Genomic DNA, 23,882 nt, shown 5'->3' on the forward strand with positions numbered 1-23,882 from the left:
TAAGATTCTAACGCTCAAAAATCGCGTTCTTCGGACAAAAGGACCTTCCCGGGGTATTGGCCGAGCGTGTGGTCAGGGATTTCGGGGCCTCGGGCGCTGGCCGAGCGTTTCGGACAAATCGGCTCGCCGAGCTTAGGGCTGCGGCTGCTGGACGGATTCACGGGGTCAAAGAGCGGGCGGACCATTTAGGTCTGTGTTCCTATTGTGCCCGTTCGCGCCTGCCCTGGCCAGCGAAATCCAGCAGCAGTGACGGTCAGCGCGCCGAGATGCAGCGACCGATTGCCGAAGGGCGGGCCAGCGGCGCCAGCGAGCGCACGCCGGCCGAGCTTCTGGCGGCGGCGCTCCGCCGCCGGCACCCAGCGGCCGGAGTCCAGCCGGCCCGTGCGCGTCCATCCGCATCGCGCGCATGTCGGCGTGCATGTCGGCGACCCCGCCGGCATCCCCAACGCGCGGGTGCTGCACGGGCGGCAAAATACAGCCCTGCATCAGTGACGCCGACCACCTCGGTGTCCGGCGCGTGCTGCATGTGCAGTGCGGCGTTCCGGCCTGGCTGAGGCGCCGGGGCGAGTAGCGAACGACGCAAGACCAGCGCCTACCCTGCGCGTCACCGCGGCGATGGCGTGCCCGGGCAGGCGGGAGTTCGATCTGACACTTTATCTGTTTGATCGTCCCCCGCATTGCGGGAGAGGGCTAGGCTTGATCGTCAACCCTTGCCGGCGCCGTCAGGAAGGCGTGCACGGCGTGATGGAAGATCGCGCGGTTCAGGCCGAGGTAGCTGACATGCGCCATGCCCGGCAGCACCGCGAAATGCCGGTCGGTGGTGCCGAGCTTCTCGTAGAATTCCAGCAGGTCGCGCTCCGTCGCGATGCCGTCATGCTCGCCGCGGAGGATCAGCACCGGACACCGGATCTTCGCGGGATCGTTCACCGGCAGGATGGAGCACATGTCGAGGTAGGTGCCGTTCGGCACGGTGTCGCCATCCGCGAGCTCGGCGACGGCGAGCGCATCGGCAACGCCTTCCTCGCTCGTGCCGGGATGGTCGCGGTTGAAGATGGTCTGGAAGAAGGCGCGGTCGATCGGGCGCGTGTTGGCGTTGCGCCACTTCGCGATGCTGCGCCGGCGCGCGATCAGCGTCGGCGCCTGCCACCCCGTCCAGACGAAGGCATCCAGGACCAGGCGCGCGACGCGGTCCGGCTTCGCCTCGGCGTAGAGCGCCGCGCGGATCGCGCCGGACGACGAACCGTAGAAGGCGACGCGGCGCTGGCCGGTGATGCGGGTCACGACCTCCATCGCGGCATCGGTGTCGGCGACGGCGGTGTCGAAGCCGGAATAGCCCGAGGTGCGCTGGGACCGGCCGTAGCCCTCGAAGTCGAATGTCCAGACGTCGAAGCCGCGGCGCGCGAACTCCTCCATGAAGGAATAGCCGGGCTTGCCGGGGACCTGCAGGTCGAAGCCGTTCTTCCCGCCGAAGGACGAGCCATGCACCAGCATGAAGACCGGCGCATCGGGCGCGGCGGTGGCGAGGCGCTTGCGGTAGACGGAAAGGCGCACGCCGTCGGCGCGCTGCGTCCAGTGGTCCTCGGCGATGAAGTCGGACATCTGGCTTCTCCTCTAAAGCCGGCGACGGTCGAGCCCTCTCCACCCGCAGGGGGGAGAGGGATGGGTGAGGGGGGCGACGAGAGAAGCGAGCCCGTGGCATCCCTCGCGCGTCCCCCTCACCCCGACGAAGCACTGCTTCGGCGCTCTCCCCCATAAGAACTGGGGGAGAGGGCTTGCGCGGGCGGCGGAGACGGCGTTTCCGCTTACTCCGCCCGCATCCCAGCGGCGCGGATCAGCGTGGCCCAGCGCGGCAGGCTTTCCCTGATGAGGTCGCCCAGCAGCTGCGGCGGGCCGCCCACGATCTCGAAGCCGTTGTCGAGCAGCGTGGCGCGCACGCGCGGCTCGCTCAGCGCCTCGTTGATGATCGCGTTGAGCCTCGCGATGGTGGCGGGCGGCGTGCCGGCCGGCGCCAGCATGCCGTACCAGTTCGGCACGTCGTAGCCGGGGATCGCGACCTCGGCCACGGTCGGCACGTCGGGCAGCAGCGGGAAGCGGGCGGGCGTGGTGATCGCGAGCGCGCGCAGCCGCCCGCCGCGGACATGGCCGATCACCGCGCCGAGCGTCACGAAGGCCGCGTCCACGTTGCCCGCCAGCAGGTCGTTGATCGGGGTCGCGCCGCCGCGATAGGGCACGACCGTCCAGCGCGCCCGCGTCTGGTGCTGGATCACCGCGCCCGACAGGTGCCCGCCGCTGCCGATGCCGGACACCGCGACGTTGAGGCGGTCGGGCTCGGCCTCCGCGATGCGCATGAACTCCGCGAATGACGCGATGGGGCTGCGGTCGTTGGTGACCAGGATGTGCGGGATGCGTGCCATCAGCACGATCGGCGCGAAGGAGGCGACGGGGTCGTATTCGACGCGGGCGTAGAGCGTCGGGTTCACCGTCAGGCTGTCGAGGCCGATGAGCAGCGTCGTCCCGTCCGGCGGCTGCGCTGCCACGAAGGCATAGGCCAGGTTGGATCCGGCGCCGGGTCGGTTCTCCACCACGAAGGTGCCGAAGCCGCGGCGGCCGAGTTCCTCGGCCAGCACGCGGCCGATCGTGTCGGTGGACCCGCCCGGCGCGACGGGCACGACGATGCGGACAGGCCTGTCCTGCGCCAGGGCAGGCCCGGCGAGAAGCGGCAGTGCGAGGGCGACGCGGCGGGCGATGGGCATGGACGCGATTCCCCCCTGGACGGGCCGGCCTTGGCGGCGGCGTTGGCCGGAGGGATCGCACCGGCGGCGCGGACGCGTCAATGCGGGGCGGCAGCCTGGCCTGTCGCGTGTCCCGCTCCCCCGTTCCTCCCCCGCGAAGCCGGGGGAGGGACAGGCGAGACGGGTCTCAGAAGATCCGCGCGACGTCCTGGCCCAGCGCCATCGCGCCGGCGTAGCGCGCCTGCGGGCCGGCCTGCAGCGGGTGGTAGCGCGCGCCCTGGATGTCGCGGAACAGCCGCTCCAGGCCCGTGCGGCGGTGGAAGCCGGCGCCGCCGGCCAGTTCCATTGCAAGCTCCACCGTGCGGATCGCGTGCTCCGTCACCAACGCCTTGCCCGTCATGACGTCGTTCACCGCTTCCTCCGACGGGGCGTTGCGGTCGGTGGCGGCGAGCATCCATTCATGCGCCAGCCGCGCGGCGCGCAGCGACGTGTCCATCCGGCCGGCGAGCAGCAGCGTGTCGTCCGTCGGCGCCCGCTTGCGCGCGATCTCTACTGCGATGTCGCGCGCGCGTTCCGCCACGCCGAGATAGACGGCATAGACCAGCGGGAAGGCGATGGAGGCGATGATGCGGAACAGCGGGTGCCACTCGCCGGCCTTGCGCTTCAGCGCCACCGCGGCGTCGGGGATGAAGAGCCCGTCGATGGCGACGTCGTGCGACCCCGTCCCGCGCATGCCCAGCGTGTGCCAGGTGTCGAGCACCTTCACCTCCGGCGCCTTCATGTTGACGCCGAAATGCAGGACGTGGTCGGCGCCGTCCTCCTGCAGCACGGCGCCGGTCATCATGAGGTCGCCGGCGGGCGAGCCCGAGGAGAAGACCTTGCGCGCGGTGATGCGGTAGCCGCCCTCCACGCGCTCGGCCGTGCCCGATCCGCCGATCCAGTCGGAGCCGCCGGAAGACAGGATGATGATGCGCTCCGCCGCGATGCGCTTCAGCAGCGGCTCCATCGCCGCGAGCTTCTGGTGACGCCAGCGCCAGGCGGGGATCGCGACCTGGTGCGTGTGCATCGAGAAGGCGAGCGCGGTGGAGCCGCAGCCCTGCGCCAGGATGCGCAGCATCTCGGCCAACTCGCGGATCGAGGCGCCGCCGCCGCCGAGCTCGGCCGGCACGCCGGCCTCGACCAGACCGGCCTGCTTCAGCAGGGCGTAGTTGCCGGCGACGAAGCGGTCCTGCTCATCCGCCTCCGCCGCGCCGGCGGCGAGGTGCGGGACGAGGTGGCGGGCGCGGTCGGCGATCGGGCCCTCGGTCAGGATGGGATCGGTGAGCAGGGGGGCGGTGGTCACGGTGACGTTCATCGGGGGTTCTCCCGTTCAGTCCGGCACGGGCACAATGATCCCGCGCGGCCCGGGAATTCCAGTTCAGTTAATGAACTGCCTTCCGCGCCCCCTGCCCTGCTAGGCTGCCTGCGTCGGGAAGGAGAAAAGGCCATGGAGGAGCGGGGCAGCTACGGGCAATTCTGCCCGGTGGCGATGGCGGCCGAGCTCATCTGCTCGCGCTGGACCGTGCTGGTGCTGCGGGAGATGCTGGCCGGCAGCACGCGCTTCAACGAGCTCCGCCGCGGCGTGCCGCGGATGTCGCCGGCGCTGCTGTCGAAGCGGCTGAAGGAGCTGGAGGCCGCGGGCATCGTCGCGGCCCTGCCGGGCCCGCGCGGCGTCACGGAATACCGGCTGACGCCGGCGGGCCAGGACCTGAAGCCCATCATCTTCGGCATCGGCTTCTGGGGGCAGCGCTGGGTGGAGAGCCAGCTGTCGCTGAAGAACCTCGATCCCTCGTTGCTGATGTGGGACATGCGGCGCAACCTCGATCCTCGCCCGCTGCCGCCGCGGCGCGTGACGATCCATTTCGAGTACCCCGAGCTGCCGGCGAACCGGCGGCATTGGTGGCTGGTCGTGGAAGGCAGCGGCGTCGATCTCTGCCAGCAGGATCCGGGCTTCGAGGTGGACCTGAACGTGGTTGGTCCCCTGCGCAGTCTGACGGCGGTCTGGATGGGGGTGCGGAGCCTGCGTCAGGAGCTCGAGGGCGGCCGCGTCGAACTGCTCGGCGACCGTGAGGTCGCGCGCAGCATGGAGCAGTGGCTGGGGCTGAGCCCCTTCGCGCGGGAACCGCGGAAGGTGGCGTGAGGCCGCTACAGATCCTAAACCGGCCGCCCGCGATCACGAAAACGGGAGCGCGCCGTCACGGCCCGTCCTCCTCGATCTCCCAGCCCTGGGCGAGATACCGCGTCAGGAGTTCCTGGTGGCGGTCGTCGGGGAAGGTCTCGACGACCTCCTCCTCCTCGTCGAGGACCTCGGTGCCGGTATCGGTGGTGACGATGACCAGCGTCGCGGTCTCGCCCTTCGCCAGCACGGTCTCGCGCATCAGCCGAGCGCTTTGGGCGCGCTGACGGAGGCGCGGAGCCGCGCATGGTCGCGGAGGAAGGCGAGGGTCGCGGCGTGACGCGGCGTGCCGGGGTCATGCGCGCCTTCGCGGATCTCGCGCGACAGCGCAACGAGGTCCATCGCGGGCAGCGCGGCGGTATCGGCCGAGGCCTCGCGCAGCGCGATGGCGATGGCGTTGGCGACCATGCGCGCGGCGAAGGTCTTCTCCGGCGGCAGCGCGGGGAGGAGTTCCTTCAGCACGACCTCGCGCGCGGTGGCGAGCAGGTCCGCGGCGTCGGGCTTTTCCAGCACGTCAGGGCCCCGATCGTCGGAGCGTGCGAAGCGCGCGGAGGCGTGAATCGGCGGCCATCACAATGTCTCCGACATGGCCAGGATCTCCCATTCGAGCTCGGGGACGATGTGACCGGTCAGCGCGAGCTCGAGGCTGCGCTCCTCGCCCGACAGGTGGCGCATCGCCTGGTCGGCGGCGATCACGGCCCATCGGATATGGGCCATGACCTCCCACCAGAAGGCGCGGCCTTCGTCGACGGGCGCGCCGGAGGCATCGGCGTAGCCGGCGTAGAGAGCGGCCCGCGGGCCGATGCCGCCGGCCTCCATCGCGGTGTTGCCGAAGCGCCAGCATTTCGCGCAGAGCCAGCCGAGATCGGTGTGCCCGTCGCCCCAGGCCGCGAATTCCCAATCGAGCACGCCGGTGACGCCGCCGGCGTCGAGCATGATGTTGCCGGTGCGGTAGTCATTGTGGACCAGCACGGGCGGCACCGGCGCCGGCGCTGTCCGTTCGAGGGCGCGCAGCCCCCATTCCAGCACGGGGCGCGGCGTGCCGGCGGCATCAAGCCTGGCGCGCATCGCCGCGATGGCCGCCCCCGCGGCATCGGGCGGGGGATCGCCGAGGAAGGCCAGATCCGCGCGCGGAGGGCGGATCGAATGGATCCTCGCGAGCTCGCGGCCGAGCGCCTTCGCCAGTCTCTCGCGCCCGCCGCCGAGCGTCGCGTCCTTCACCACGCGGGGCCCGAGGGCGATGCCGTCGACGCGGCGCATGACGAAGAAGGGCGCGCCGGTCACGCCCGCGTCGGCGCAGCAGAACAGCGGCTCCGGCACCGTCACGCCGGCATCCCGCGCCGCGCGCAGCAGCGCGTATTCCGCCGTGCGCGGCAGGCTGACCGCGAGCGTCGCGGCGCTGTCGGTGCGCATCACCCAGCGCTGCGGGCCCTGCGCGGTCTCGGCGTCGAGCGCCCAGTTCTGCTGGATCGCACCGCCCGACAGCTTCTTCGCGTTGGCGACGCGCAGCGTCGTGTCGCCGGACGCCTTCGCCAGCCAGTCGCGCAGGCGCGTCAGCTGCTCCTCAGTCACGCGAACCCCATGCGAAGAAATCCTGGCCCTCGCGGCGGAGGATGTTGGCGATGACCATGCGATGCACCTCGCTCGCGCCATCGACCAGGCGCGCCTGGCGGGCGTAGCGGTACATCCACTCCACCGGCGTGTCCTTGGAATAGCCTCGCGCGCCGAGCAGTTGCAGCGAGGTGTCCACGGCCTTGTGCAGCGCGTCGGCCACGACGATCTTCGCCATCGAGACCTCCTTCCGCGCGAAGCCGCCCTGGTCGAGCACCCAGGCCGCCTTCATCGTCAGCAGCCGCCCGATCTCGAGCTCCATCGCGGCCTGGCCGATCAGGCCCTGCACGGACTCGCGGTCGATGAGCTTCATGCCGAAGCTGTCGCGTGACTTGATGCGCTCCATCGCGATCTCGAGCGCGCGGCGGCCCATGCCGAGCCAGCGCATGCAATGCGTGAGGCGTGCCGTGCCGAGGCGGATCTGCGTGAGCTTCAGCCCGTCGCCGACGCCCATCAGCACGTTCTCGTCGGGGATCTCCAGCCCGTCGAAGGTGATCTCGCAATGCCCGCCATGTTCCTCGGGGCCCATGATCGGGATCCGCCGCACGATCTCCCAGCCCGGCTGATCCGCGTGGAACAGGAAGGCGGTCAGCCCCTTGCGCTCGTCGTCGGAGGTGCGCGCGACGAGGATGAAGTGCTTCGCGACGCCGGCGCCGGTGATGTAGTGCTTGCGGCCGGCGATGCGCCAGCGGTCGTTGCCGATGCGCGTCGCGCGCGTGTAGGTCAGGCCGGGGTCGGAGCCGCAGCCATCGGGCTCGGTCATCGCGAAGGAAGACTGGACCGCGCCGTCCACGATGGGCTGGAGCCATTTGGCTTTCTGCGCGTCGGTCGCGACCTTCTCCAGCACGATCATGTTGCCGTCGTCCGGCGCGGCGGAGTTGAAGACGACGGGGCCGAAGATGGAGCGGTTCATCTCCTCGTAGGCCGCGGCCATGCCGGTGACCGGCAGGCCTCCGCCGCCGCGGGAGACCGGCATCTGCAGCGCCCAGAGGCCTTCGGACTTCGCCTCGGCGCGGAGGCGCTTCAGGACATCGGGGTGGATGTTGTCGTGCTCGTCGTAGTTGGCGCGGTCGGCTTCGAGGGGGATGAGACGTGCTTCGACGAAGTCGCGGACGCGGCGGCGGACGGCGTCGATCTCGGGCGGGAGGGAGAAGTCCATGGGAGCGTGACCTGTGGCTGGCTTCGGGCGGCAGGATAGGCGCTGGCCCGCCTGCCGGAAGCCCCTACAGCGACCCCACGCTGTGCCCGCCATCCACCGTCACCACGCTCCCGGTCATGTGCGCGCCGGCGTCGCTCGCCAGCAGCAGCAGCGGGCCCGTCAGGTCGGCCAGCGTGCCGAGGCGCCGCTGCGGGATGCGCCTGATCACGGCCTGGCCGGCATCAGAGGCGAAGAAGTCGCGGTTGATGTCGGTCTCGACATACCCCGGCGCGATCGCGTTGACCCGGATCCGGTGCCGCGCGAGTTCCACCGCCATCTGGCGCGTCAGGTGCACCAGCCCCGCCTTCGCCGCGGCATAGCTCGCGACCCCCGGGATCACGCGCGCGGCCAGGATGGACGCGATGTTGACGATCACGCCGCCCTGCCCCGCCGCGACCAGCCGCTTCGCCGCGGCCTGGCCCATCACGAAGGCGCCGCGGAGGTCCACGTCCAGCACGCGGTCCCAATCATCCTCCGTGTGATCGAGGAAGGGCTTCGTCGCGGCGATGCCGGCATTGTTCACCAGCACGTCGCAGGTCCCGAAGCGCGCCTGCACCGCGTCCAGCGCGGCGGCGATCGACGCGCCGTCCGTCACGTCCAGCGCCACGGCCATCGCACGGTCGCCAAGCGCTGCGACATCCGCCGCCACCGCGTCCGGCCTGCGCGCGGCCAGCGCGACCCGCGCGCCGGCCTCGTGCAGCACGCGCGCGAAATGCCGTCCCAGCCCGCCCGAGGCGCCGGTCACCAGCGCGACGCGACCCTCTAGCGCGAAGAGGCTCACCGCCACAGTCCCCGCTGCGCCAGCCAGTCCTGGATGACCTGCGCGACGGCCTGGTTGTTGCGGTCCATCATCATCATGTGGCTGTTGCCGCGGATGCCGCGCTCCGGCAGGTCCACCACGTCCACGCTGCCGGCGGCGGCGCGCACGGCCTCGGCGAAGCGCACGCCGTTGCCGCGGATCGCGGGCCAGCGGCTGTCCTGCGCGATGTAGTCGCCATACACCATCAGGACGGGGACGTTGCGCAGGGCGGCGACCTTGGCGGGATCGCCGATCGCGGCGGGCTCGACCAGCACCAGCGCGCGCACCTTGTCCGGCCTCTCCTGCGCGGCGCGCCAGCCGAACAGGCCGGCCTGGCTGTGCGCGAGGACCACGCTCGGCCCGACGCGGTCGAGCAGCGCGAGATAGGCATCGAGCGCCAGGTCGTCCGTCGTGGTGAAGCGCGGCACGATCTGGCGCATGAAGCTGAGGTAGCTCTCGCGGTCGGCCGGGAACTGGTTGCCGGGCAGCACCTCGTTGCGCGCGAAGCTGCCGGGGCCGGCGCCGATGCGGAAGCGCTCGAAGGGGTTGTCCACGGTCAGCACCATGGCCTGGCCGCCGGTCTGCTCGGGGATCAGCGTCCAGCCCGCGCGGCCGCGCTCCACGGCGTCGCTGACATAGGTCGGCCAGCCCTGGCGGAGGAAGAAGTTCTGCCAGCCCTCGCGCCCGTCCGGCGTCGTCTCGTAGGTCACGCCGGACAGTCCGCCGCCATGCCACATCAGCAGCGGCGCCTGGCCCCGCGGGTTCGCGGGAATCATGTACTGCGCGTACATCATGCCCATGAGGTAGGTGCCGTTGGGATCGACGCGGGCGGGCACGCCGCCGGGGCTGAACAGCACCTCGCGCACGGGCTGGCCGGAGATAACGACCTCGCGCCCGCCGACGTGGAAGCTGCCCCAGGACTGCAGCGAAACCGGCGGCTGCTCAGCGGTGGCGGGGACGGCGAGCGCAGCCGCCAGGGCGGCGGCGAGGATGGGGCGCATGGGTCGTTTCCTCCCGGGGTGATGTCGGGCGGAGTATGGCGCGGGATTGGCCCCCTCCCCAGCCCTCCCCCGCAACGGCGGGGGAGGGAGAAGTGAGGCGAGCGGGTGAGGAAGTCGGGGCTCAGTCCACCGTGATGCGGGCCTGGCGGACCACCACGGCCCAGCGCTCGCGCTCCCACTTGATGAGCTCGGCGAAGCCGCGGGCGTCGAGTGTCGAGGGCTCGGCGCCCTCCTCGCGCAGGCGGCGGACGAGCTCGGGGTTGCCCAGCGCCTCGCGCATGGCGGCGTAGAGCCGGTCCTTGACGGGCTGCGGCGTGCCGCGCGGCACCAGGATCCCGTACCAGGCCGTGGCCTTGTAGCCCGGCACGGTATCGGCGACAGGCGGCACCTCCGGCAGCACGGCCATCCGCGCGTCGCCGGTGACCGCGAGCGGCCGCACCTGGCCGCCCTGGATCAGCCCGACCACCGAGGGCAGCGTCGTGATCATGAAGTCGAGCTGCCCGCCCACCACGTCGGTCAGCGCGGGGCCGGCGCCGCGATACGGCACGTGCTCGGCCTCCAGCCCCGTCATCTGCATCAGCAGCGCGGCGGCGAGGTGGCTGGCCGAGCCGTTCGACGCGCTCCCATAGGTGGACCGCCCGCGCGACGCGCGGATCTCATCGAGAAGGTCCCGCAGGGTCCGCGCGCGCGACTTCGGGCCGACGACGACGACCAGCGGCGCGTCGGCGACCAGGCCGATCGGCTCCAGCGCCTGCTCGGGATTGATGCGCATGCCGGGAAACAGCGAGACGTTGACGCTCATCGGCCCGTGGTTGCCCATCAGCAGCGTGTATCCGTCGGGGCGGGCGGCGGCCGCGGCCTCGGTGGCGAGGTTGCCGCCGGCGCCGGGGCGGTTCTCCACGACCACGGGCTGGCCGAGCGCGGGGGACATCGCATTCGCCATCGTGCGCGCGATGAGGTCGGTGCCGCCGCCCGGCGCGAAGGCCAGCAGGATGCGGAGCGGGCGGTTCGGGAAGGAAGCGTCCTGCGCGAGGGCGGGGCCGGCGGCGAGCGCCGGCAGCGCGGCCAGCAGCGTGCGGCGATCGAGCATGGTCGTGACCTCCCGGGGGCTTTCGCGCGCCGTTCGGCACGCCTTCCTCGCGCGCCGTATGACGCGACGGGGGGATCATCACAAGTGCAAAGATCGGCAGTATTGTTGCGTGGCACGCAAGACCACGCCACGCTGCCCCGCATGGCCATCGACCTCGACCAGCTCCGCGCCTTCGTCGCCGTGGCGGAGGCGCGCGGCCTGACGCCGGCCGCCGAGACGCTGCATCTCTCGCTGCCCGCGATCTCGCGCCGGCTGACCGCGCTGGAGACGGAGCTCGGCGTCGCGCTGCTGACGCGCACCACGCGCCGGGTCGCGCTCACCCAGACCGGGCGGGAGTTCCTGCCCCGCGCGCGGCGTCTGCTCGACGAGTTCGAGGAAAGCCTGCTCGGCATCAGGGAGACGGCGGCGCAGCGGCGGGGCCTGGTCACCATCGCCTGCATCCCGACGGCCGCCTACTACTTCCTGCCGGCGACGCTGGCGGCCTTCGCGCGGCGCTTCCCCGCGGTGCGGGTGCGCGCGATGGACCTCTCGGCCGATGGCGTGACGGAGGCGGTGGCGACCGGCGCGGCGGAGTTCGGCATCGGCATGGAAGGCGCGACCCTCCCCGAGGTCACCTTCCGCACGCTCCGGCGCGACCCCTTCGTGCTGGCCTGCCGGCAGGACCATCCTTTCGCGCGGCGGCGCACGCTGCGCTGGGCCGACCTCGCGGGCGAGCGGCTGGTCGGCGTCTCCCGCCGCTCGGGCAACCGGCTGATCCTGGACCGCGCGCTGCTGCCGCGCGGCATCGAGCCGGTCTGGCACTACGAGGCGGAGCATCTCTCGACCAGCCTCGGCCTGGTGGAGGCGGGGCTGGGCCTGGCGGTGGTGCCGCGGCTGGCGCTGCCGAGGGAGCCGCATCCCGTGCTGGTGGCGCGGCCGCTGACCGATCCCGCGGTGGACCGCGCGACGGGCCTGCTGCTGCGCCGCGGGGCGGAGCCGGGTCCGGCCGCCCGGGCGCTGATCGCGCTGCTGGAGAAGGGGATGCGGGATGGCTGATGCCGGCGGCGGTAGTCACCGGCCTGCCCGACGCAGGCGCTCGCCCTCTCCACCCGGAGGGGGGGAGAGGGATGCGTGAGGGGGGCACGTCCTGCCCGTCCCCCTCACCCAACCCTAGCCTGCGCGCTGTCGGCGGAAGCCGACCGCTCCGGCGCCGACGCAGTGCGTCGGCCCCCCCATAAGCGGGGGAGAGGGCTTTACGGCGCCAGGGTTTCAGTGCGGTCAGCGCCGCTCGGCGGCCTCGGACAGCAGGCGCTTCATCTCCGTCAGCACGGCGTCCAGGCTGATCGGCTTGGTGAAGAGCGAGACCGGGGCCTCGCCCGGCGCGCTGAAGGCCTCCGACCCGCTGGCCGGGGCGTAGCCCGTCATCACGACCACCGGCAGAAGCGGCGCTCGCGCCCGCAGCGCGCGGATCAGGCCGAGCCCGTCCAGCCGCGGCATGCGCAGATCCGTCAGCAGCAGGTCCGGCATGCGCCGCCGCGCCTCGTCCAGCGCGGCCTGGCCGTCGGGGGCGAGCACGACGTCAAAGCCGGCGAATTGCAGCTCCTCCTCGATCGCCATGGCAGCGAGGGACTCGTCCTCGGCGACGAGGATGCGGTGCGGTCGGGGCGGCAGCATCGTCGGTCAGGCCACCGGGTCGGGCACGGGTTCGGGGACGGGTACGGCCTGCTCGGCCGGCGCCTCGGTCTCGGCGGCGGCGAGTTCCATGCGGAAGCAGGCGCCGCCCTCCGGCAGGTTCCAGGTCTCGATCCCGCCGCCCATGGCGCGCGCGACACCGAGCGCGAAGGGCAGGCCGAGGCCGGTGCCGCGCCCCGGCTCCTTGGTCGTGAAGAAGGGGTCGAAGATCGCGTCCCGGATGGGATCGGCGATGCCGGTGCCGGTGTCGCGGACCTCGATGCAGACCGTGCCGCCGTCGCGCAGCAGCGCGACCTCTATCTGCGCCGGCGCGCGGGGCTCCATCCGGCGGCGCTCCATCACGGCGTCGCGGGCATTGGAGAGGAGCTGCAGCATCGATTCCTCGAGCCGCGTCGGGTTGCCGCGGACGACCAGCGGCTCCGTCCCGCGCTCGAGCTGCAGGCGCACGCCGTCCGATCCGTATTGCGCCGCGGCGATGCGCACGGCGTCGGCGACGACGGGCGCGATGTCGAAGCGATCGCCGTTCGAGGTCTCGTCGCCGGCAAGCCCGCGCATGCGCGCGACGAGGTCGCCGGCGCGGCGCAGCTGGTCCTCCACCACGCCGACCGCGCGCTCGAGGCTGGCGCGCTGCACGGTCGGAAGCTCGGCGCCGGCGGCGCGCGCCCGGCGCAGCCAGAGCGTGGCGACGTTCAGCGGCTGGCTCGCCTCATGCGCGAGCCCCGCGGCGAGGGTGCCGACCGTGGCCAGCCGCGCGCTCTGCACCAGGCCCGCCTCCAGTCGGCGCGTCGAGGTGACGTCGCGGGCGGAGCCGACCAGGCGGTCCACCCTGCCATCGGCGCCACGCATCGGCACCAGGACGGTGTGCCAGGTGACGCGGCCGCGCGGCAGGTTGCCCGTCAGCTCGAATTCCAGCGTGGTGCCGCGGGAAGCGGCCTCCCGCCAGCGCGGCAGGGCCAGGTTCACGACCGCCGAGGGCAGGACCTGGTCGGCGAGCCGCCCCAGCACCAGCCCGGCATGCACGCCGAAGATGCGCTCGAAGGCGGGGTTCACGGTCTCGATCCGCATCGCGCCGTCGGGGGCGACGCGGCAGACGAAGATCGCCTCCGCGAGGTGAGCGATGAAGGCGCCCATGCGCGCCTCGCTCTCCCGCGCGCGCTGCTCGGCGGCGCGGCGTTCCTCGACCTCGCGCGCCAGCACGGCGGGCGAGCGCAGCGCGAGGAAGCCCGGCAGGGCGGGCCAGACGGCGATCGCGGTGACGATGGCCAGGCCCGCGGCGACGGCGTTGGCGACCACAGCCAGCGCCGGCACCGGGTGGACCTGGTGCAGCGCCCCCAGCAGCAGGGCGACGGCGAAGGCAAGGAGGAAGCTGCAGGCCAGTCCGACCAGGCGGCGCGGCACAAGGTCGCTGCGGCGGACCAGCACGATCACGAAGGGGACCAGGATCGCCAGCATGGCCATCCCGATGACGAGGTGCGATGCGCCGTGCAGCAGGGGCAGCAGCGTGTCGGCCGGCGCCTGTGCCCCGGCGGTGGCCTCGGCGGGACCTGCCTCAGCCAGGTTTGACATCGAGCGAATCGCCCCCCAAGCGAGTAATGCAGGGCAATCTAGACGCTGGCGCGCGATGCGCGATGTCGGTTTTTGCCACGGTTTCGTGAGGTGCGACGGACCGCCGGGCTGGCCCGGTCGCTCTGCTCGGCAGGAGGCTGGCTTGGCGTGGCATCGTCCTTTGGGCCGGAGCATCGCGCGGATCGTGGCCCAGGGCTAGCCGCCTTATTGCACAAGCCGCCCCAGATTCAACCGATGGTGGTTGCATCGGACCGCCTGCTTCCGCCGCGCCCGCCGCGTCAGTGGCGCAGGATCTTTGCCGTGAACTCGCGCAGCCGCGCCGTTTCCGGTGCGTCGAAGACCCGCGCGGGAGGCCCGCGTTCCACGACCGCCCCGGCATCCATGAAGACGACGGTGGAGGCGACCTCGCGGATGAACGCCATTTCATGGCTGACCACCAGCATCGTCATCCCCTCCTCCCTGAGGCCGCGGATGGTGTCGAGGACCTCCGTCACCAGCTCGGGGTCGAGAGCGCTGGTCACCTCGTCCAGCAGCAGGATGTCGGGCCGGAGCGCGAGGGCGCGGGCGATGGCGACGCGCTGCTGCTGGCCCCCGGAGAGCTCGTCGGGGTAGGCGTGCAGCCGGGCGCCGAGGCCGACGCGTTCCAGCAGGCGCCGCGCCTCGTCCTCCGCGTCGCGGGCGCTGCGCTTCTTCACCAGCACCGGCGCGACGGCGACGTTGCGCAGCGCCGTCATGTTCTGGAAGAGGTTGTACTGCTGGAAGACAATGGCGAAGCGGTCGCGCGCGGCGCGCAGGCTGGCCGGGCTGGCGTAGTCCACGGCCTGGCCGGCTACGGTGACGCGGCCGGCGCGCGGCTTCAGCAGCCCGACCAGCGCGCGCAGCAACGACGACTTGCCCGAGCCCGAGGGGCCGATCAGCCCGACGACCTCGCCCTTGCCGACGGCGAGCGAGACGTCGCGCAGCACGTCGGCACGGCCGTCATGGCTCGCGGTCAGGCCTTCGATGGTGAGGAACGTCATCCCCGGGACTGTCCGGGCGCGCGGGTGGCAGCGTCAAGCCGGGGCGGTTAGGCTTCGCCGCGTGGATTCCCCCCTCCGCATCCCCGGGATCGAGCGGCCGGCCGAGGTCGCCTTCACCTTCGACGGCCGCATGATGCGCGCCCCGGCCGGCGAGAGCCTGGCGGCGGCACTGCTGGCCGAGGGGGTGCGGCGGCTCGGCGAGGGGCCGGGCGCGCCGCGCGCGGCCTTCTGCATGATGGGGACGTGCCAGCAATGCCTCGTGCGGCTGGATGGCAGGCTGGCGCAGGCCTGCCTGGTGCCGGTGCGGGCGGGGATGAGCGTGACGCCGGCATGACCGACTTCGATGTCGCAGTGCTCGGCGCCGGGCCGGCGGGCATGGCGACGGCGACGGAGGCGGCACGGCGCGGCGCGCGCACCGTCCTGCTCGACGAAAGCCCGGCGCCCGGCGGGCCGGTGTATCGCTCGGCGCCGCCCGGCTTCTTCATCCCGCCCGATCCCGACCGGGAGGCCGGCGACGCGCTGCGCGCGGCGCTGGCGCGGAGCGGCGCCGAGATCCGCACCGGGCATCGCGTCTGGGGCCTCGGCGGCGGGCCGCTGGTGCCGGCGGGCGAGCCGGCCGCGCCGTTCCGGATCGACGCGCTGGCCGAGGGCGGCGCGGTCACGCTGACGGCGCGGGCCCTGGTGCTCTGCACGGGGACGCAGGAGAGGGTGATCCCCTTCCCCGGCTGGACGCTGCCGGGCGTGATCGGGCTCGCGGCCGCGACGATCCTGCTGAAGGCGCAGGGCGTGCTGCCGGGGCGGCGCGTGGTCGTCGCGGGGGCGGGGCCGCTGCTCTATGCCGTCGCGGCCAAGCTGAGGAAGAGCGGGGCGGAGGTCGCGGCGCTGGCCGACCTGGCGTCCCACGCGGAGTGGGCACGCGCGCTGCCGGCGCTGCTGGCGCGGCCCGATCTGCTGGCGCGCGGCGCGGCCTGGCGGGCGGAGCTGGCGGGATCGGGCGTGCCGGTGCTTGCCGCGCATCGCGTGGTCGCGGCGGAAGGCGGGGCGGTGCTGGAACGCGTGCGGATCGAGGGACCGGACGGCAAGGTCGAGGCCTTCGACTGCGACGCGCTCTGCATTGGGCACGGGCTGGTGCCGGCGACCGAGGCGACGCGGCTGTTCCGCGCGAGGCACCGCTACGACCGCGCCTCCGGTGGCTGGGTGCCGCTGCTGGACGCGGACCGCCGGACGTCGGTGCCGCTGCTCTTTGTCGCGGGCGATGGCGGCGGCGTGCGCGGCGCCGCGGCGGCGCCGGCGGCGGGGCGGCTGGCGGCGCTGGCGGCGCTGCGCGACCTGGAGATCCTGGACGGGCGCGCCCATGCGCGGGCGCGCTGGCGGCCCTGGCTGGAGCATTGGCGGGCCTCGCGCACGGGGGCGGCGATGGCGCGGATGATGGCGCTGCGCCCGGCGCTGGTCTCGGCGATCCCCGGGGAGACCGTGGTCTGCCGCTGCGAGGGCGTGACGCGCGCCGAGATCGAGGCGGCGCTGGACGACGGCGCGGAGGACATGAACCAGCTCAAGCAGTTCACGCGCTGCGGCATGGGGCCGTGCCAGGGCCGCGTCTGCGGCGAGGCGGCGGCAGAGCTCGTCGGCTTCCGCGTCGGCGGGCGCGAGAATGCGGGGTTTGCGACGGGACGGCTGCCGCTGCGGCCGGTGCCGATGGAGGCGGTGCTGGGCGCCTTCGACTATGCGGACATCCCGGTGCCGCAGGCGGCGCCGATATGAGGGTCATCAAGCGGCACGGGAGGGAGGCGCCTGGCGGGGGAGGGCAGCGCTCGATGATCAAGGGCACACACCCATGATCTTCGACGTCGCCGTCATCGGTGCCGGCGTCATGGGCTGCAGCACCGCGCTGCACCTCGCCCGCGGCGGCATGCAGGTGGCGCTGCTCGACCGCGGCGCGATCTGCCGCGAGGCCTCGGGCGTCAACGCCGGCACGCTGACCATGCAGATGACCCGCGCGGCGCTGATCCCCTATGCGCTCAGGGCTCATGAGATGTGGCTGCGCATGCCGGAGTGGTGCGACGGCGGGGACGTGCTGGCGGTCGCCTGCCCCGGCCTGTCCGTCGCCTTCACCGAGCAGGAGGCGGCGATGCTGGAGGAGCGCGCGCATTTCCGCCGCCAGGCCGGCGCCCCGATCGAGCTGATCTCGGGTGGCCGCGCGATGGAGATCGAGCCGGGCCTGTCGGACCAGGTGCTGCTGGCGGGACACTGCCCGATCGACGGCTTCACCTCGGCGTATCTCACCGGCCGCGCCTTCCGCCCTGCCCTGCTGCGCGCCGGCGTCGCGCTGTTCGAGAAGCGCGGCGTGACCGCAGTGGACCGCCAGCCCCATGGCTTCACCCTGCAGACCACCGCGGGGACGCTGCGCGCGCGGCGCATCGTGCTGGCCGGCGGGGTGTGGCTGGAGGGGATGGCGGCCTGGCTTGGCATCACGCTGCCGGTGAAGGTGCTGGTCAACCAGCTCGTCGTGACGGAGCGCATCCGGCCGGTGATGCGCACGGTGATGGGCGTCGCGTCGGGGCTGCTGTCGCTCAAGCAGTATGCGAACGGCACGGTGCTGATCGGGGGCGGTTGGCAGGGCATCGGCGACCGCGAGCGTGGCGGGCTCGCGGTGCGCGCCGAGAACTTTTCCGGGAATGTGCGGCTTGCCGCGCACACCATCCCCGCGCTGCGCGATGCGCGCGTCGTGCGCGCCTGGCTCGGGCTGGAATCCGAGACCGCGGATGCGCTGCCGGCGATCGGGCCGGTCCCGGGCGAACCCGATGCCTGGATCATCGGCTGCGTGCATTCCGGCTACACGAGCGGGCCCTATTTCGGGAAGCTGCTGGCGCAGGCGATCATGGGCCAGGAACCCGAAATGCCGCTGTTCCCGATGGATCGTTTGCTGAAGAAGGAAGCCGCATGATCCCGCAGGGCCCGACGCGCTTCCACGGCATCTATCCCTCGACCGTACTGCCGATGCACGGCGATTTCTCGGCGGACTGGGACGCCTATGCCCGGCACACCGCGCATTGCGTGCTGCGGCCCGGCATCGCCGGCGTGCTGATGAACGGCCATGCCGGCGAGAACTTCGTGCTTTCCCGGGCGGAGAAGAAGCGCGCGGTCGAGGTCGCCGTCGCGACGGTCGGCGCGACGCGGATCGTGGTCGCCGGCGTGAACGCCGAGAGCAGCATCGAAGCCGCTGAGGAAGCGCGCGAGGCGCGCGAGGCCGGCGCCGACGCGATCATGGTCTTCCTGCCCAACGGCTTCGCGCTGGCCCAGACGACGGAAATGGCGCTGCTCCACCACGACACCATCCGCCGCGCCGTCTCCGGGATGCCGATCTTCCTCTTTGCCGCGCATCACGGCGCCGGCCGCATGGCCTTCACGCCCGAGACCTTCGAGGCGCTGCTCGACATCGAGGAGGTCGTCGGCGTGAAGGAAGGCAGCTGGGAGGTCGACCGCTACGACGCGCTGCGCCGCATCTGCAAGGCGAAGCGGCCCGACGTCGCGTTCTGCGCCAGCGGCGACGAGCATTTGCTGGCCTGCATGGTGCACGGCTCCGACGGCTCGCTGGTGTCGCTCGCGGACGTCATGCCGGACGAGATCGTCGCGCTGGATCACGCCGTGCGGGAAGGTGACCTCGCCCGCGCGCGGGCGCTGCACGAGAAGCTGGAGCCGCTGGCCGAGGCCATCTACGGCGCACCGCCCGCCGGCCGCGCCACCGCGCGGCTGAAATGGTGCCTGGCGGAGATGGGCGTCATTCCCAACGCGTCGCTGCGCCCGCCGCAGCCGCCGGTCAGCCCACCGGAAGCGGCGATGCTGCGGGCGGCGATGAAGGCGTCCGGGTCGGGCCCTCCGGGCCCGCGGGACGGCGTGTGAGCTTCCGCTCGGCGTATCGCCCGAGCGCGTGCAGTGCCCAGCCCAGCAGGAAATACAGCACCAGCGCCGTGCCGTAGGTCAGCAGCGCGGAGAAGCCGCGCTGGGTCAGCATCTTGGCCGCGAAGGTGATCTCGATGAAGCCGATCTGGCTCACCAGCGAGGTCTCCTTCACCATGGACAGCACATGCGCGATGGAGGGAGGCAGGATCACCCGCCAGGCCTGCGGCAGCACGACGCGGCGGAGCACCGTCCAGGGCGCGATGTTCATGGTCAGCGCGGCTTCCCACTGTGTCGCGCGGACGGATTCCAGGCCCGCGCGCACGTTCTCCGCGGCGAGTGCCGACATGCGGATCGCGACGGCGGTGACCGCGATGGCGGAGAGCGGCGCCTCCAGCTTCGCGAACTGCGCGAGGAAGAAGACCAGCAGCAGCAGCACCAGGAAGGGGATGCGCCGGAAGGTCTCGACCCAGAGGATGCAGAAGGCGCGGAGCGGCGCGAAGGGGATCAGCTGCGGCAGGCGGAGCGCGGCCAGCGCGAAGCCCAGCGCGTAGCCGATCGCGCAGCCCAGGACGGAGGCGACGATGGTGTTGCCGAGGGCTTCGAGGAGGAAGCGCAGGTTCCACCAGGTGAAGAAGCGCGGCGCCTCGGCGAGGATGGTGTCCCAGGGGGTCATCGGTCGTGCGTTTGCCCCCTCCCCACCCCTCCCCCGCAACTGCGGGGGAGGGAGCAGAAGCAGAGCCCGCGCACTGAACCCTCCCCCGCAGTTGCGGGGGCTTGCGGCACTGCCGCGAGGCCGAAGGCCGGCTGGGAGGGGGCCACGTCGTGCGCCACCCTCAAAACACCTTCGCCCTGATCCGGAACAGCCACCGCCCCACGATCCACAGCAGCGCCGAGGCCACGATGGTCAGCCCAATGTAGATCACCGCAACCAGCGAGAAGATCTCGACGCTGCGGAAGCTGATCGCGTTGGCGTTCAGGGCGCGGCCCGTCAGTTCCTCGACGCCGAAGATCGCGGCCATGGAGGTACCGAGCGTCATGATGATGTAGTGGTTGGAGAGCGCGGGATAGAGCGCGCGCACGACATGCGGCGCGATGACGTGCCAGACGATCTGCACGCGAGAGAAGCCCATGACCTCCGCCGCGTCGAGCTCGGCGCGCGGGACGGAGGCGAAGCCGCCGCGCTCGATCTCCGTGAGATAGGCGCCGGCGTTCAGCGTCATGCCGATCAGCACCGCGACGACGGGAGAGAGCGTGATCCCGAACTCCGGCAGCGCGAAGAACAGGAAGAAGATCTGCACGAGCTGCGGCGTCCAGGTGAAGAAGCGGACATAGGCGCCGACCGCCGCGCGCGCCGGCCAGGGGCCGAAGGTGAGCACCGCCGCGCCGAACAGCCCGATGACAAGCCCGCCCGCGAAGGCGACGGCCGCGATCCACAGCGCGACGCCGGCGCCGAGGAGGAAGTCGGGGAGGTAGTGGAGGATCTGGCCGTATTGGAGGGTCATCGACAGTGCCTGTCGGGCTGCGCGTCGCCCACTCTCGGCCCGCCGAAATCCTGCCGCGGCTTGATCGCGGCAGGGGGAGCCATCAGCGCAGGATCAAGCACCATGCCGGGGTCCCCGCGGCGTCGCGCAGCGACGACGTGGGGCATTCAGAACATCGGGTTGAACGGGATCGGCGTCTTCATCGGCTCGCCGAACCACTTCTGCCAGGTCTCGTTGACGAAGCCGCTGCGATGCAACTCGAACAGGATTACGTTCAGCACGTCGCGCAGCCCGTAATTGCCCTTCTGCACGCCGATGCCGACCCAGGTGCTTGCCAGCACCTGGTCCAGCACCTTCCACTGGACCTGCGGGAAGTTGCGCAGCGGCACGACAACGGATTCCAGCACGTCCACCATCGCATCCGCCCTGCCCTGCGCCAGCGCGCGGAAGCAGTCGGGATAGTTGTCGAGCAGCGTGACCTGCGCGCGCGACGCATTGGCCTGGATCCAGGGAATGCCGACCGTGCCGCGCACCTGCACCAGCCGCACGGCGGGGTTGTTCAGATCCGCCGGCGCGTTGATCGGCGCCGCCGTGCCGGACTGCTTCGTCAGCACGATCACGGACTGGGTGTGCAGCGGCTGGGTGTAGTCGATGACCAGCGCGCGCTCGATCGTGCGGGTGATGGCGCCGAGCACGATGTCGATGCGGTCGGCCTGCAGGAACGGGATGCGGTCGGGGCTGCCGACCTGCACGATCTCGAGCTCGACATTCATTCGCTTCGCGATCTCGCGCGCGATGTCGGCGTCGAAGCCGTCGATCTGGTTGCGGTCGTTGAAGGTCCCGAAGGGCGGCAGCGTCGGGTTGATCCCCGCGCGCAGGCGTCGCGTCGACAGGATCTGGTCGAGCGGTCGTGCCGAGGCGGCCGGGGGCAGCAGCGCCGTCGCGGCGGCGCCGGCGGCAAGCGTGAGGAGGTGGCGGCGGTCGAAGCGAGGCATGCGGAAGATCCCCCATTGCATGGCGCGAGGCTATGGCGCGGGCGGCGCCATCCGCAACCCGTCCCGGGCCAGGACGACGCCGATCGCACCGCACAGCAGCCCCGCCAGCAGGATCGGCAGCGCGACCAGCCCCCATCCCCAGCCCGCCAGCAGCCCGAGCAGCGGCGGCGAGAGAAGCTGCATCAGGTTGTTGCCCTGGATCGTCATCCCGACCGCGGGTGCCACGAGTTCCGCACGCGGCACGCTGCCTGGCAGCAGGGCGAAGCAGGCCGCCGGGACCAGGCCCCCGACGATGCTGGCCAGGAGCGCCAGCGCGGTCGCGGCCAGCGGCAACGGCGTCAGGAAGACCGCGGCGGACAGCACGCCCATCAGCGCCGCGCCCAGGGTGACCAGGCGTTCGGCGGCGACGCCGCGGCCCATCAGGCCAGCGGCGGCGAGGTTGCCCAGCAGGTTCGCGATCGCCGCCAGCGCGCCCGCCCCGCCCGCCAGGCCCGTCCGCGTGCCCAGCGATTCCAGATAGGCCGGCAGGAAGGCCGCGACCCCGAAATAGACGATGTTGTAGGCGCCGAAGGCCGCGGCGACGCGGACCGGCCGGCCGGCCTGCAGGACGTCGCGCAGCAGCGCCGAGACCCTCGCGCGCGGTCCGTCCCGCGGCCCGGCCGCCGCCGGCACCAGCCTCCAGCACAGCAGCAGCGCCAACAGCAGCAGCGCCGCCGTCAGCGCCCAGGCCAGGCGCCAGCCGAAGCCCTCGACCACCGGCGCGGTGAAGAGGCCGAGCGCGATCCCGCCCGGCATGAAGCAGCCCCAGAGCCCCATCGCGAAGGGCCGGTCCGCCGGCGCGGCGAGCGCGGCGACCAGGGATGGCGCGGTGACGGCCACCAGCAGGAAGCCCGCCCCTTCCGCGATGCGGATCGCGAAGAGCGGCGCGACGGCGGTGGCGAGCGGCGCGACGGCCGCCGCGCCGCCGCCGAGCAGCAGCCCCGCGAGCAGCCCGCGCCGCGCCCCGATCCGCGCCGCGCCGAGCCCGATGGCGAGCCCGCCCAGCCCCGCCAGCAGCGCGAAGAGCGAGGCGACGAGGGCGGCGCCCGAGAGCGGCAGGTCGAACTCCGCGCCGATGGTCGTCATCGCCGCCGGCACCTTGCCGATCTGCGCCGCGGCCGCGATGCCGGCGAAGACGACCGCGCCGATCGCGGGCCAGTTCGAGGTGGAGGTGGTGCCCATCCCGCTCAGGACAGGCTCACCCCTTGCGCTCCAGCAGCTCCACCCGCACGCCGTCCGGCATCGTGACGAAGGCGATGCGCAGTCCCGGCCGCGGCGAGGACGGGCCGGATTCCAGCAGCGCGCCTGCCGCCGTCGCCGAGGCGAGCGCCGCGTCGAGATCCGGCACGCCGAGGCCGAGATGCTCGAGCCCGGCATGGGGCGCCGCCGGCGGCACCGCCGTGCCGGGCGGCACCTGCTCCAGGAACAGCGTCAGGCCGCAGAGGTCGAGCACGACGCGGATGCCGGCAGGCACCTCCATGCGCGTGCGGATGGTGGCGCCGAGCGCGTTCACCCATACTCGGGCGGCGGCCTCGGGGTCGGGGCTGCGGAGGTGGAAGTGGTCGAAGGTGAAGCTCGTCATGACGGCAGTCTCGCGCATCCCGCGCCGATGCGCCATGTGCGGGGCGTGAAGACGCGCAGCCTAGCCCGCCGTGCCCTGCCCTGGCTGCTGCTGGTGGCCGCGGTGGTGGCGATCCAGCTCTCGCCGGCCGGCGACTACCTCTCGCTCGAGGCGCTGGCGAAGGAACGCCTGGCGCTGCTCGGCCTGGTGGAGCGGGCGGGTTGGGCGGCGCCGCTGCTCTACCTCGCGGCCTATGTCTTGGTGGTGTCGCTGGCGATCCCGGGCGTGACGATCCTGACGCTGGCGGGGGGGATGATGTTCGGCTGGGCGCTGGGCGCGGCGCTGACGGTGGTGGCGGCGACGATCGGGGCAGTGCTGGTCTTCCTCGCCGGGCGTTTCCTGTTCGGCGCGGGCGCGCTGGAGAGGCTGGGGCCGGCCGGGCAGCGGATCGCGGCGGGGCTGCGGCGGGACGCGGTGTCCTACCTCCTGGTGCTGCGCCTGGTGCCGCTGTTCCCCTTCGTGCTGGTCAACCTGGTGCCGGCCTGGTCAGGGATCAGGCTGCGGGTCTTCGCGCCGACCACCTTCCTCGGGATCATCCCGGCGACGACGGTCTATTCTCTGGCCGGGGCGGGGCTGGGCGAGGCGCTGGCGGCGGGCGGCGATGCCGATCTGTCGCGCATCGTGACGCCGGAGGTGCTGGGCGCGCTGCTTGGCCTGGCGGCCCTGGCGCTTGCGGCGATCCCGCTGCGGCGTTGGCTGGCCGGGCGGTAGCTCAGAGGCCCGCCAGCCGGAGCGTCGCCTCGCCCGCCGCCCAGCTCGCGGTCAGTCCGATCAGCGACCACCGCAGCGCCTCCCGCCAGGCGGGCTCGCGCCGCGCGGCGGGGATCCATCGGACGAAGGGCACCCGCGGCGGGCGCGGGATGGAGAGGTCGGGCGGCACGCGGCCGGCGCCGGCGGCGAAGCCGGGAAAGACGGAGGCGGTGACAGCGTGGCTCATGGGCGGA

General features: G+C 72.6%; 26 protein-coding genes. 7 read left to right on the forward strand and 19 right to left on the reverse strand.

The genetic code is table 11. The annotated features are described in order from the left end of the window. Positions 1 to 690: 690 nt before the first annotated feature. The 3 genes from ACLF3M_RS05345 to ACLF3M_RS05355 form a co-directional block, all read right to left on the reverse strand. Positions 691 to 1,599: an alpha/beta hydrolase gene (locus ACLF3M_RS05345; protein WP_430655827.1), complete on the reverse strand. Its 909-nt coding sequence runs from the start codon at positions 1,597 to 1,599 to the stop codon at positions 691 to 693. Positions 1,600 to 1,802: 203 nt separating this feature from the next. Then, on the reverse strand, positions 1,803 to 2,753 hold the full coding sequence (locus ACLF3M_RS05350) for a Bug family tripartite tricarboxylate transporter substrate binding protein (RefSeq protein ID WP_430655828.1): 951 nt from the start codon (positions 2,751 to 2,753) through the stop codon (positions 1,803 to 1,805). A gap of 166 nt (positions 2,754 to 2,919) precedes the next feature. Continuing rightward, complete coding sequence (locus tag ACLF3M_RS05355) at positions 2,920 to 4,086, reverse strand: acyl-CoA dehydrogenase family protein (protein ID WP_430655829.1); 1,167 nt, start codon at positions 4,084 to 4,086, stop codon at positions 2,920 to 2,922. A gap of 132 nt (positions 4,087 to 4,218) precedes the next feature. Between ACLF3M_RS05355 and ACLF3M_RS05360 the strand changes: the two genes are divergently transcribed. Beyond that, positions 4,219 to 4,911 (forward strand): winged helix-turn-helix transcriptional regulator, encoded by a 693-nt coding sequence (locus tag ACLF3M_RS05360; RefSeq protein ID WP_430655830.1) that lies wholly within the window; start codon positions 4,219 to 4,221, stop codon positions 4,909 to 4,911. 55 nt (positions 4,912 to 4,966) lie between these two features. Here the strand turns inward: ACLF3M_RS05360 and ACLF3M_RS05365 are convergent, their stop codons facing one another. The 7 genes from ACLF3M_RS05365 to ACLF3M_RS05395 all read right to left on the reverse strand — a co-directional run bounded on the left by ACLF3M_RS05365 (position 4,967) and on the right by ACLF3M_RS05395 (position 10,646). Continuing rightward, positions 4,967 to 5,149: a hypothetical protein gene (locus ACLF3M_RS05365; RefSeq protein ID WP_430655831.1), complete on the reverse strand. Its 183-nt coding sequence runs from the start codon at positions 5,147 to 5,149 to the stop codon at positions 4,967 to 4,969. Continuing rightward, positions 5,149 to 5,460 (reverse strand): DUF6285 domain-containing protein, encoded by a 312-nt coding sequence (locus tag ACLF3M_RS05370; protein WP_430655832.1) that lies wholly within the window; start codon positions 5,458 to 5,460, stop codon positions 5,149 to 5,151. The genes ACLF3M_RS05365 and ACLF3M_RS05370 overlap by 1 nt, the downstream gene beginning before the upstream one ends. Before the next feature lie 57 nt (positions 5,461 to 5,517). Then, positions 5,518 to 6,519, reverse strand: coding sequence for a phosphotransferase family protein (locus ACLF3M_RS05375; protein WP_430655833.1), 1,002 nt, complete (start codon positions 6,517 to 6,519; stop codon positions 5,518 to 5,520). After that, positions 6,512 to 7,717, reverse strand: coding sequence for an acyl-CoA dehydrogenase family protein (locus tag ACLF3M_RS05380; protein ID WP_430655834.1), 1,206 nt, complete (start codon positions 7,715 to 7,717; stop codon positions 6,512 to 6,514). Before ACLF3M_RS05380 ends, ACLF3M_RS05375 begins: the two co-directional genes overlap by 8 nt. A gap of 64 nt (positions 7,718 to 7,781) precedes the next feature. After that, the gene (locus ACLF3M_RS05385; RefSeq protein ID WP_430655835.1) at positions 7,782 to 8,537 is read right to left on the reverse strand and encodes an SDR family NAD(P)-dependent oxidoreductase; all 756 of its coding nucleotides are present in this window, start codon (positions 8,535 to 8,537) and stop codon (positions 7,782 to 7,784) included. Then, positions 8,534 to 9,556, reverse strand: coding sequence for an esterase (locus ACLF3M_RS05390; RefSeq protein WP_430655836.1), 1,023 nt, complete (start codon positions 9,554 to 9,556; stop codon positions 8,534 to 8,536). The genes ACLF3M_RS05385 and ACLF3M_RS05390 overlap by 4 nt, the downstream gene beginning before the upstream one ends. A gap of 121 nt (positions 9,557 to 9,677) precedes the next feature. Further along, positions 9,678 to 10,646 carry a Bug family tripartite tricarboxylate transporter substrate binding protein gene (locus tag ACLF3M_RS05395; RefSeq protein WP_430655837.1) on the reverse strand — a complete coding sequence of 323 codons (969 nt, stop codon included), beginning with the start codon at positions 10,644 to 10,646 and terminating at the stop codon, positions 9,678 to 9,680. A 141-nt stretch (positions 10,647 to 10,787) separates the two neighbouring features. On the opposite strand from ACLF3M_RS05395, the gene ACLF3M_RS05400 reads away from it, so the two are divergent. Then, positions 10,788 to 11,681, forward strand: coding sequence for a LysR family transcriptional regulator (locus tag ACLF3M_RS05400; RefSeq protein ID WP_430655838.1), 894 nt, complete (start codon positions 10,788 to 10,790; stop codon positions 11,679 to 11,681). Between the two features lie 222 nt (positions 11,682 to 11,903). On the opposite strand, the gene ACLF3M_RS05405 is transcribed toward ACLF3M_RS05400, so the two are convergent. The 3 genes from ACLF3M_RS05405 to ACLF3M_RS05415 all read right to left on the reverse strand — a co-directional run bounded on the left by ACLF3M_RS05405 (position 11,904) and on the right by ACLF3M_RS05415 (position 14,902). Next, complete coding sequence (locus ACLF3M_RS05405; protein ID WP_430655839.1) at positions 11,904 to 12,299, reverse strand: response regulator; 396 nt, start codon at positions 12,297 to 12,299, stop codon at positions 11,904 to 11,906. A gap of 6 nt (positions 12,300 to 12,305) precedes the next feature. Beyond that, positions 12,306 to 13,883, reverse strand: a complete 1,578-nt coding sequence (locus tag ACLF3M_RS05410; RefSeq protein WP_430655840.1) for a sensor histidine kinase — start codon at positions 13,881 to 13,883, stop codon at positions 12,306 to 12,308. Positions 13,884 to 14,161: 278 nt separating this feature from the next. Next, complete coding sequence (locus ACLF3M_RS05415) at positions 14,162 to 14,902, reverse strand: amino acid ABC transporter ATP-binding protein (protein ID WP_430655841.1); 741 nt, start codon at positions 14,900 to 14,902, stop codon at positions 14,162 to 14,164. 61 nt (positions 14,903 to 14,963) lie between these two features. On the opposite strand from ACLF3M_RS05415, the gene ACLF3M_RS05420 reads away from it, so the two are divergent. The 4 genes from ACLF3M_RS05420 to ACLF3M_RS05435 all read left to right on the forward strand — a co-directional run bounded on the left by ACLF3M_RS05420 (position 14,964) and on the right by ACLF3M_RS05435 (position 18,802). Further along, entirely contained in the window at positions 14,964 to 15,236 is a 273-nt protein-coding gene (locus ACLF3M_RS05420; RefSeq protein ID WP_430655842.1) for a (2Fe-2S)-binding protein, read from the forward strand. Beyond that, the gene (locus ACLF3M_RS05425; protein ID WP_430655843.1) at positions 15,233 to 16,663 is read left to right on the forward strand and encodes an FAD-dependent oxidoreductase; all 1,431 of its coding nucleotides are present in this window, start codon (positions 15,233 to 15,235) and stop codon (positions 16,661 to 16,663) included. Before ACLF3M_RS05420 ends, ACLF3M_RS05425 begins: the two co-directional genes overlap by 4 nt. 73 nt (positions 16,664 to 16,736) lie before the next feature. Next, on the forward strand, positions 16,737 to 17,846 hold the full coding sequence (locus ACLF3M_RS05430) for an NAD(P)/FAD-dependent oxidoreductase (protein WP_430655844.1): 1,110 nt from the start codon (positions 16,737 to 16,739) through the stop codon (positions 17,844 to 17,846). Then, on the forward strand, positions 17,843 to 18,802 hold the full coding sequence (locus ACLF3M_RS05435; RefSeq protein ID WP_430655845.1) for a dihydrodipicolinate synthase family protein: 960 nt from the start codon (positions 17,843 to 17,845) through the stop codon (positions 18,800 to 18,802). The genes ACLF3M_RS05430 and ACLF3M_RS05435 overlap by 4 nt, the downstream gene beginning before the upstream one ends. Here ACLF3M_RS05435 and ACLF3M_RS05440 read toward each other — a convergent pair. The 5 genes from ACLF3M_RS05440 to ACLF3M_RS05460 all read right to left on the reverse strand — a co-directional run bounded on the left by ACLF3M_RS05440 (position 18,720) and on the right by ACLF3M_RS05460 (position 22,917). Further along, positions 18,720 to 19,475: an amino acid ABC transporter permease gene (locus ACLF3M_RS05440; protein ID WP_430655846.1), complete on the reverse strand. Its 756-nt coding sequence runs from the start codon at positions 19,473 to 19,475 to the stop codon at positions 18,720 to 18,722. The two genes, ACLF3M_RS05435 and ACLF3M_RS05440, sit on opposite strands and share 83 nt — an antisense overlap. A gap of 160 nt (positions 19,476 to 19,635) precedes the next feature. After that, positions 19,636 to 20,304: an amino acid ABC transporter permease gene (locus tag ACLF3M_RS05445; RefSeq protein ID WP_430655847.1), complete on the reverse strand. Its 669-nt coding sequence runs from the start codon at positions 20,302 to 20,304 to the stop codon at positions 19,636 to 19,638. A gap of 146 nt (positions 20,305 to 20,450) precedes the next feature. Next, complete coding sequence (locus ACLF3M_RS05450) at positions 20,451 to 21,299, reverse strand: transporter substrate-binding domain-containing protein (protein ID WP_430655848.1); 849 nt, start codon at positions 21,297 to 21,299, stop codon at positions 20,451 to 20,453. Positions 21,300 to 21,308: 9 nt separating this feature from the next. After that, a complete protein-coding gene (locus ACLF3M_RS05455) occupies positions 21,309 to 22,499 on the reverse strand; it encodes an MFS transporter (protein WP_430655849.1) in 1,191 nt (396 codons plus the stop codon). 16 nt (positions 22,500 to 22,515) lie between these two features. After that, a complete protein-coding gene (locus tag ACLF3M_RS05460; RefSeq protein ID WP_430655850.1) occupies positions 22,516 to 22,917 on the reverse strand; it encodes a VOC family protein in 402 nt (133 codons plus the stop codon). Positions 22,918 to 22,926: 9 nt separating this feature from the next. On the opposite strand from ACLF3M_RS05460, the gene ACLF3M_RS05465 reads away from it, so the two are divergent. Beyond that, positions 22,927 to 23,649 (forward strand): TVP38/TMEM64 family protein, encoded by a 723-nt coding sequence (locus ACLF3M_RS05465; protein WP_430655851.1) that lies wholly within the window; start codon positions 22,927 to 22,929, stop codon positions 23,647 to 23,649. 1 nt (position 23,650) lies between these two features. Here ACLF3M_RS05465 and ACLF3M_RS05470 read toward each other — a convergent pair whose 3' ends face one another. Continuing rightward, complete coding sequence (locus ACLF3M_RS05470; RefSeq protein WP_430655852.1) at positions 23,651 to 23,875, reverse strand: hypothetical protein; 225 nt, start codon at positions 23,873 to 23,875, stop codon at positions 23,651 to 23,653. Between the last annotated feature and the right edge of the window lie 7 nt (positions 23,876 to 23,882).

This window comes from Falsiroseomonas sp. HW251 (genome assembly GCF_050563545.1).
Taxonomy (GTDB): Bacteria; Pseudomonadota; Alphaproteobacteria; order Acetobacterales; family Acetobacteraceae; genus Falsiroseomonas.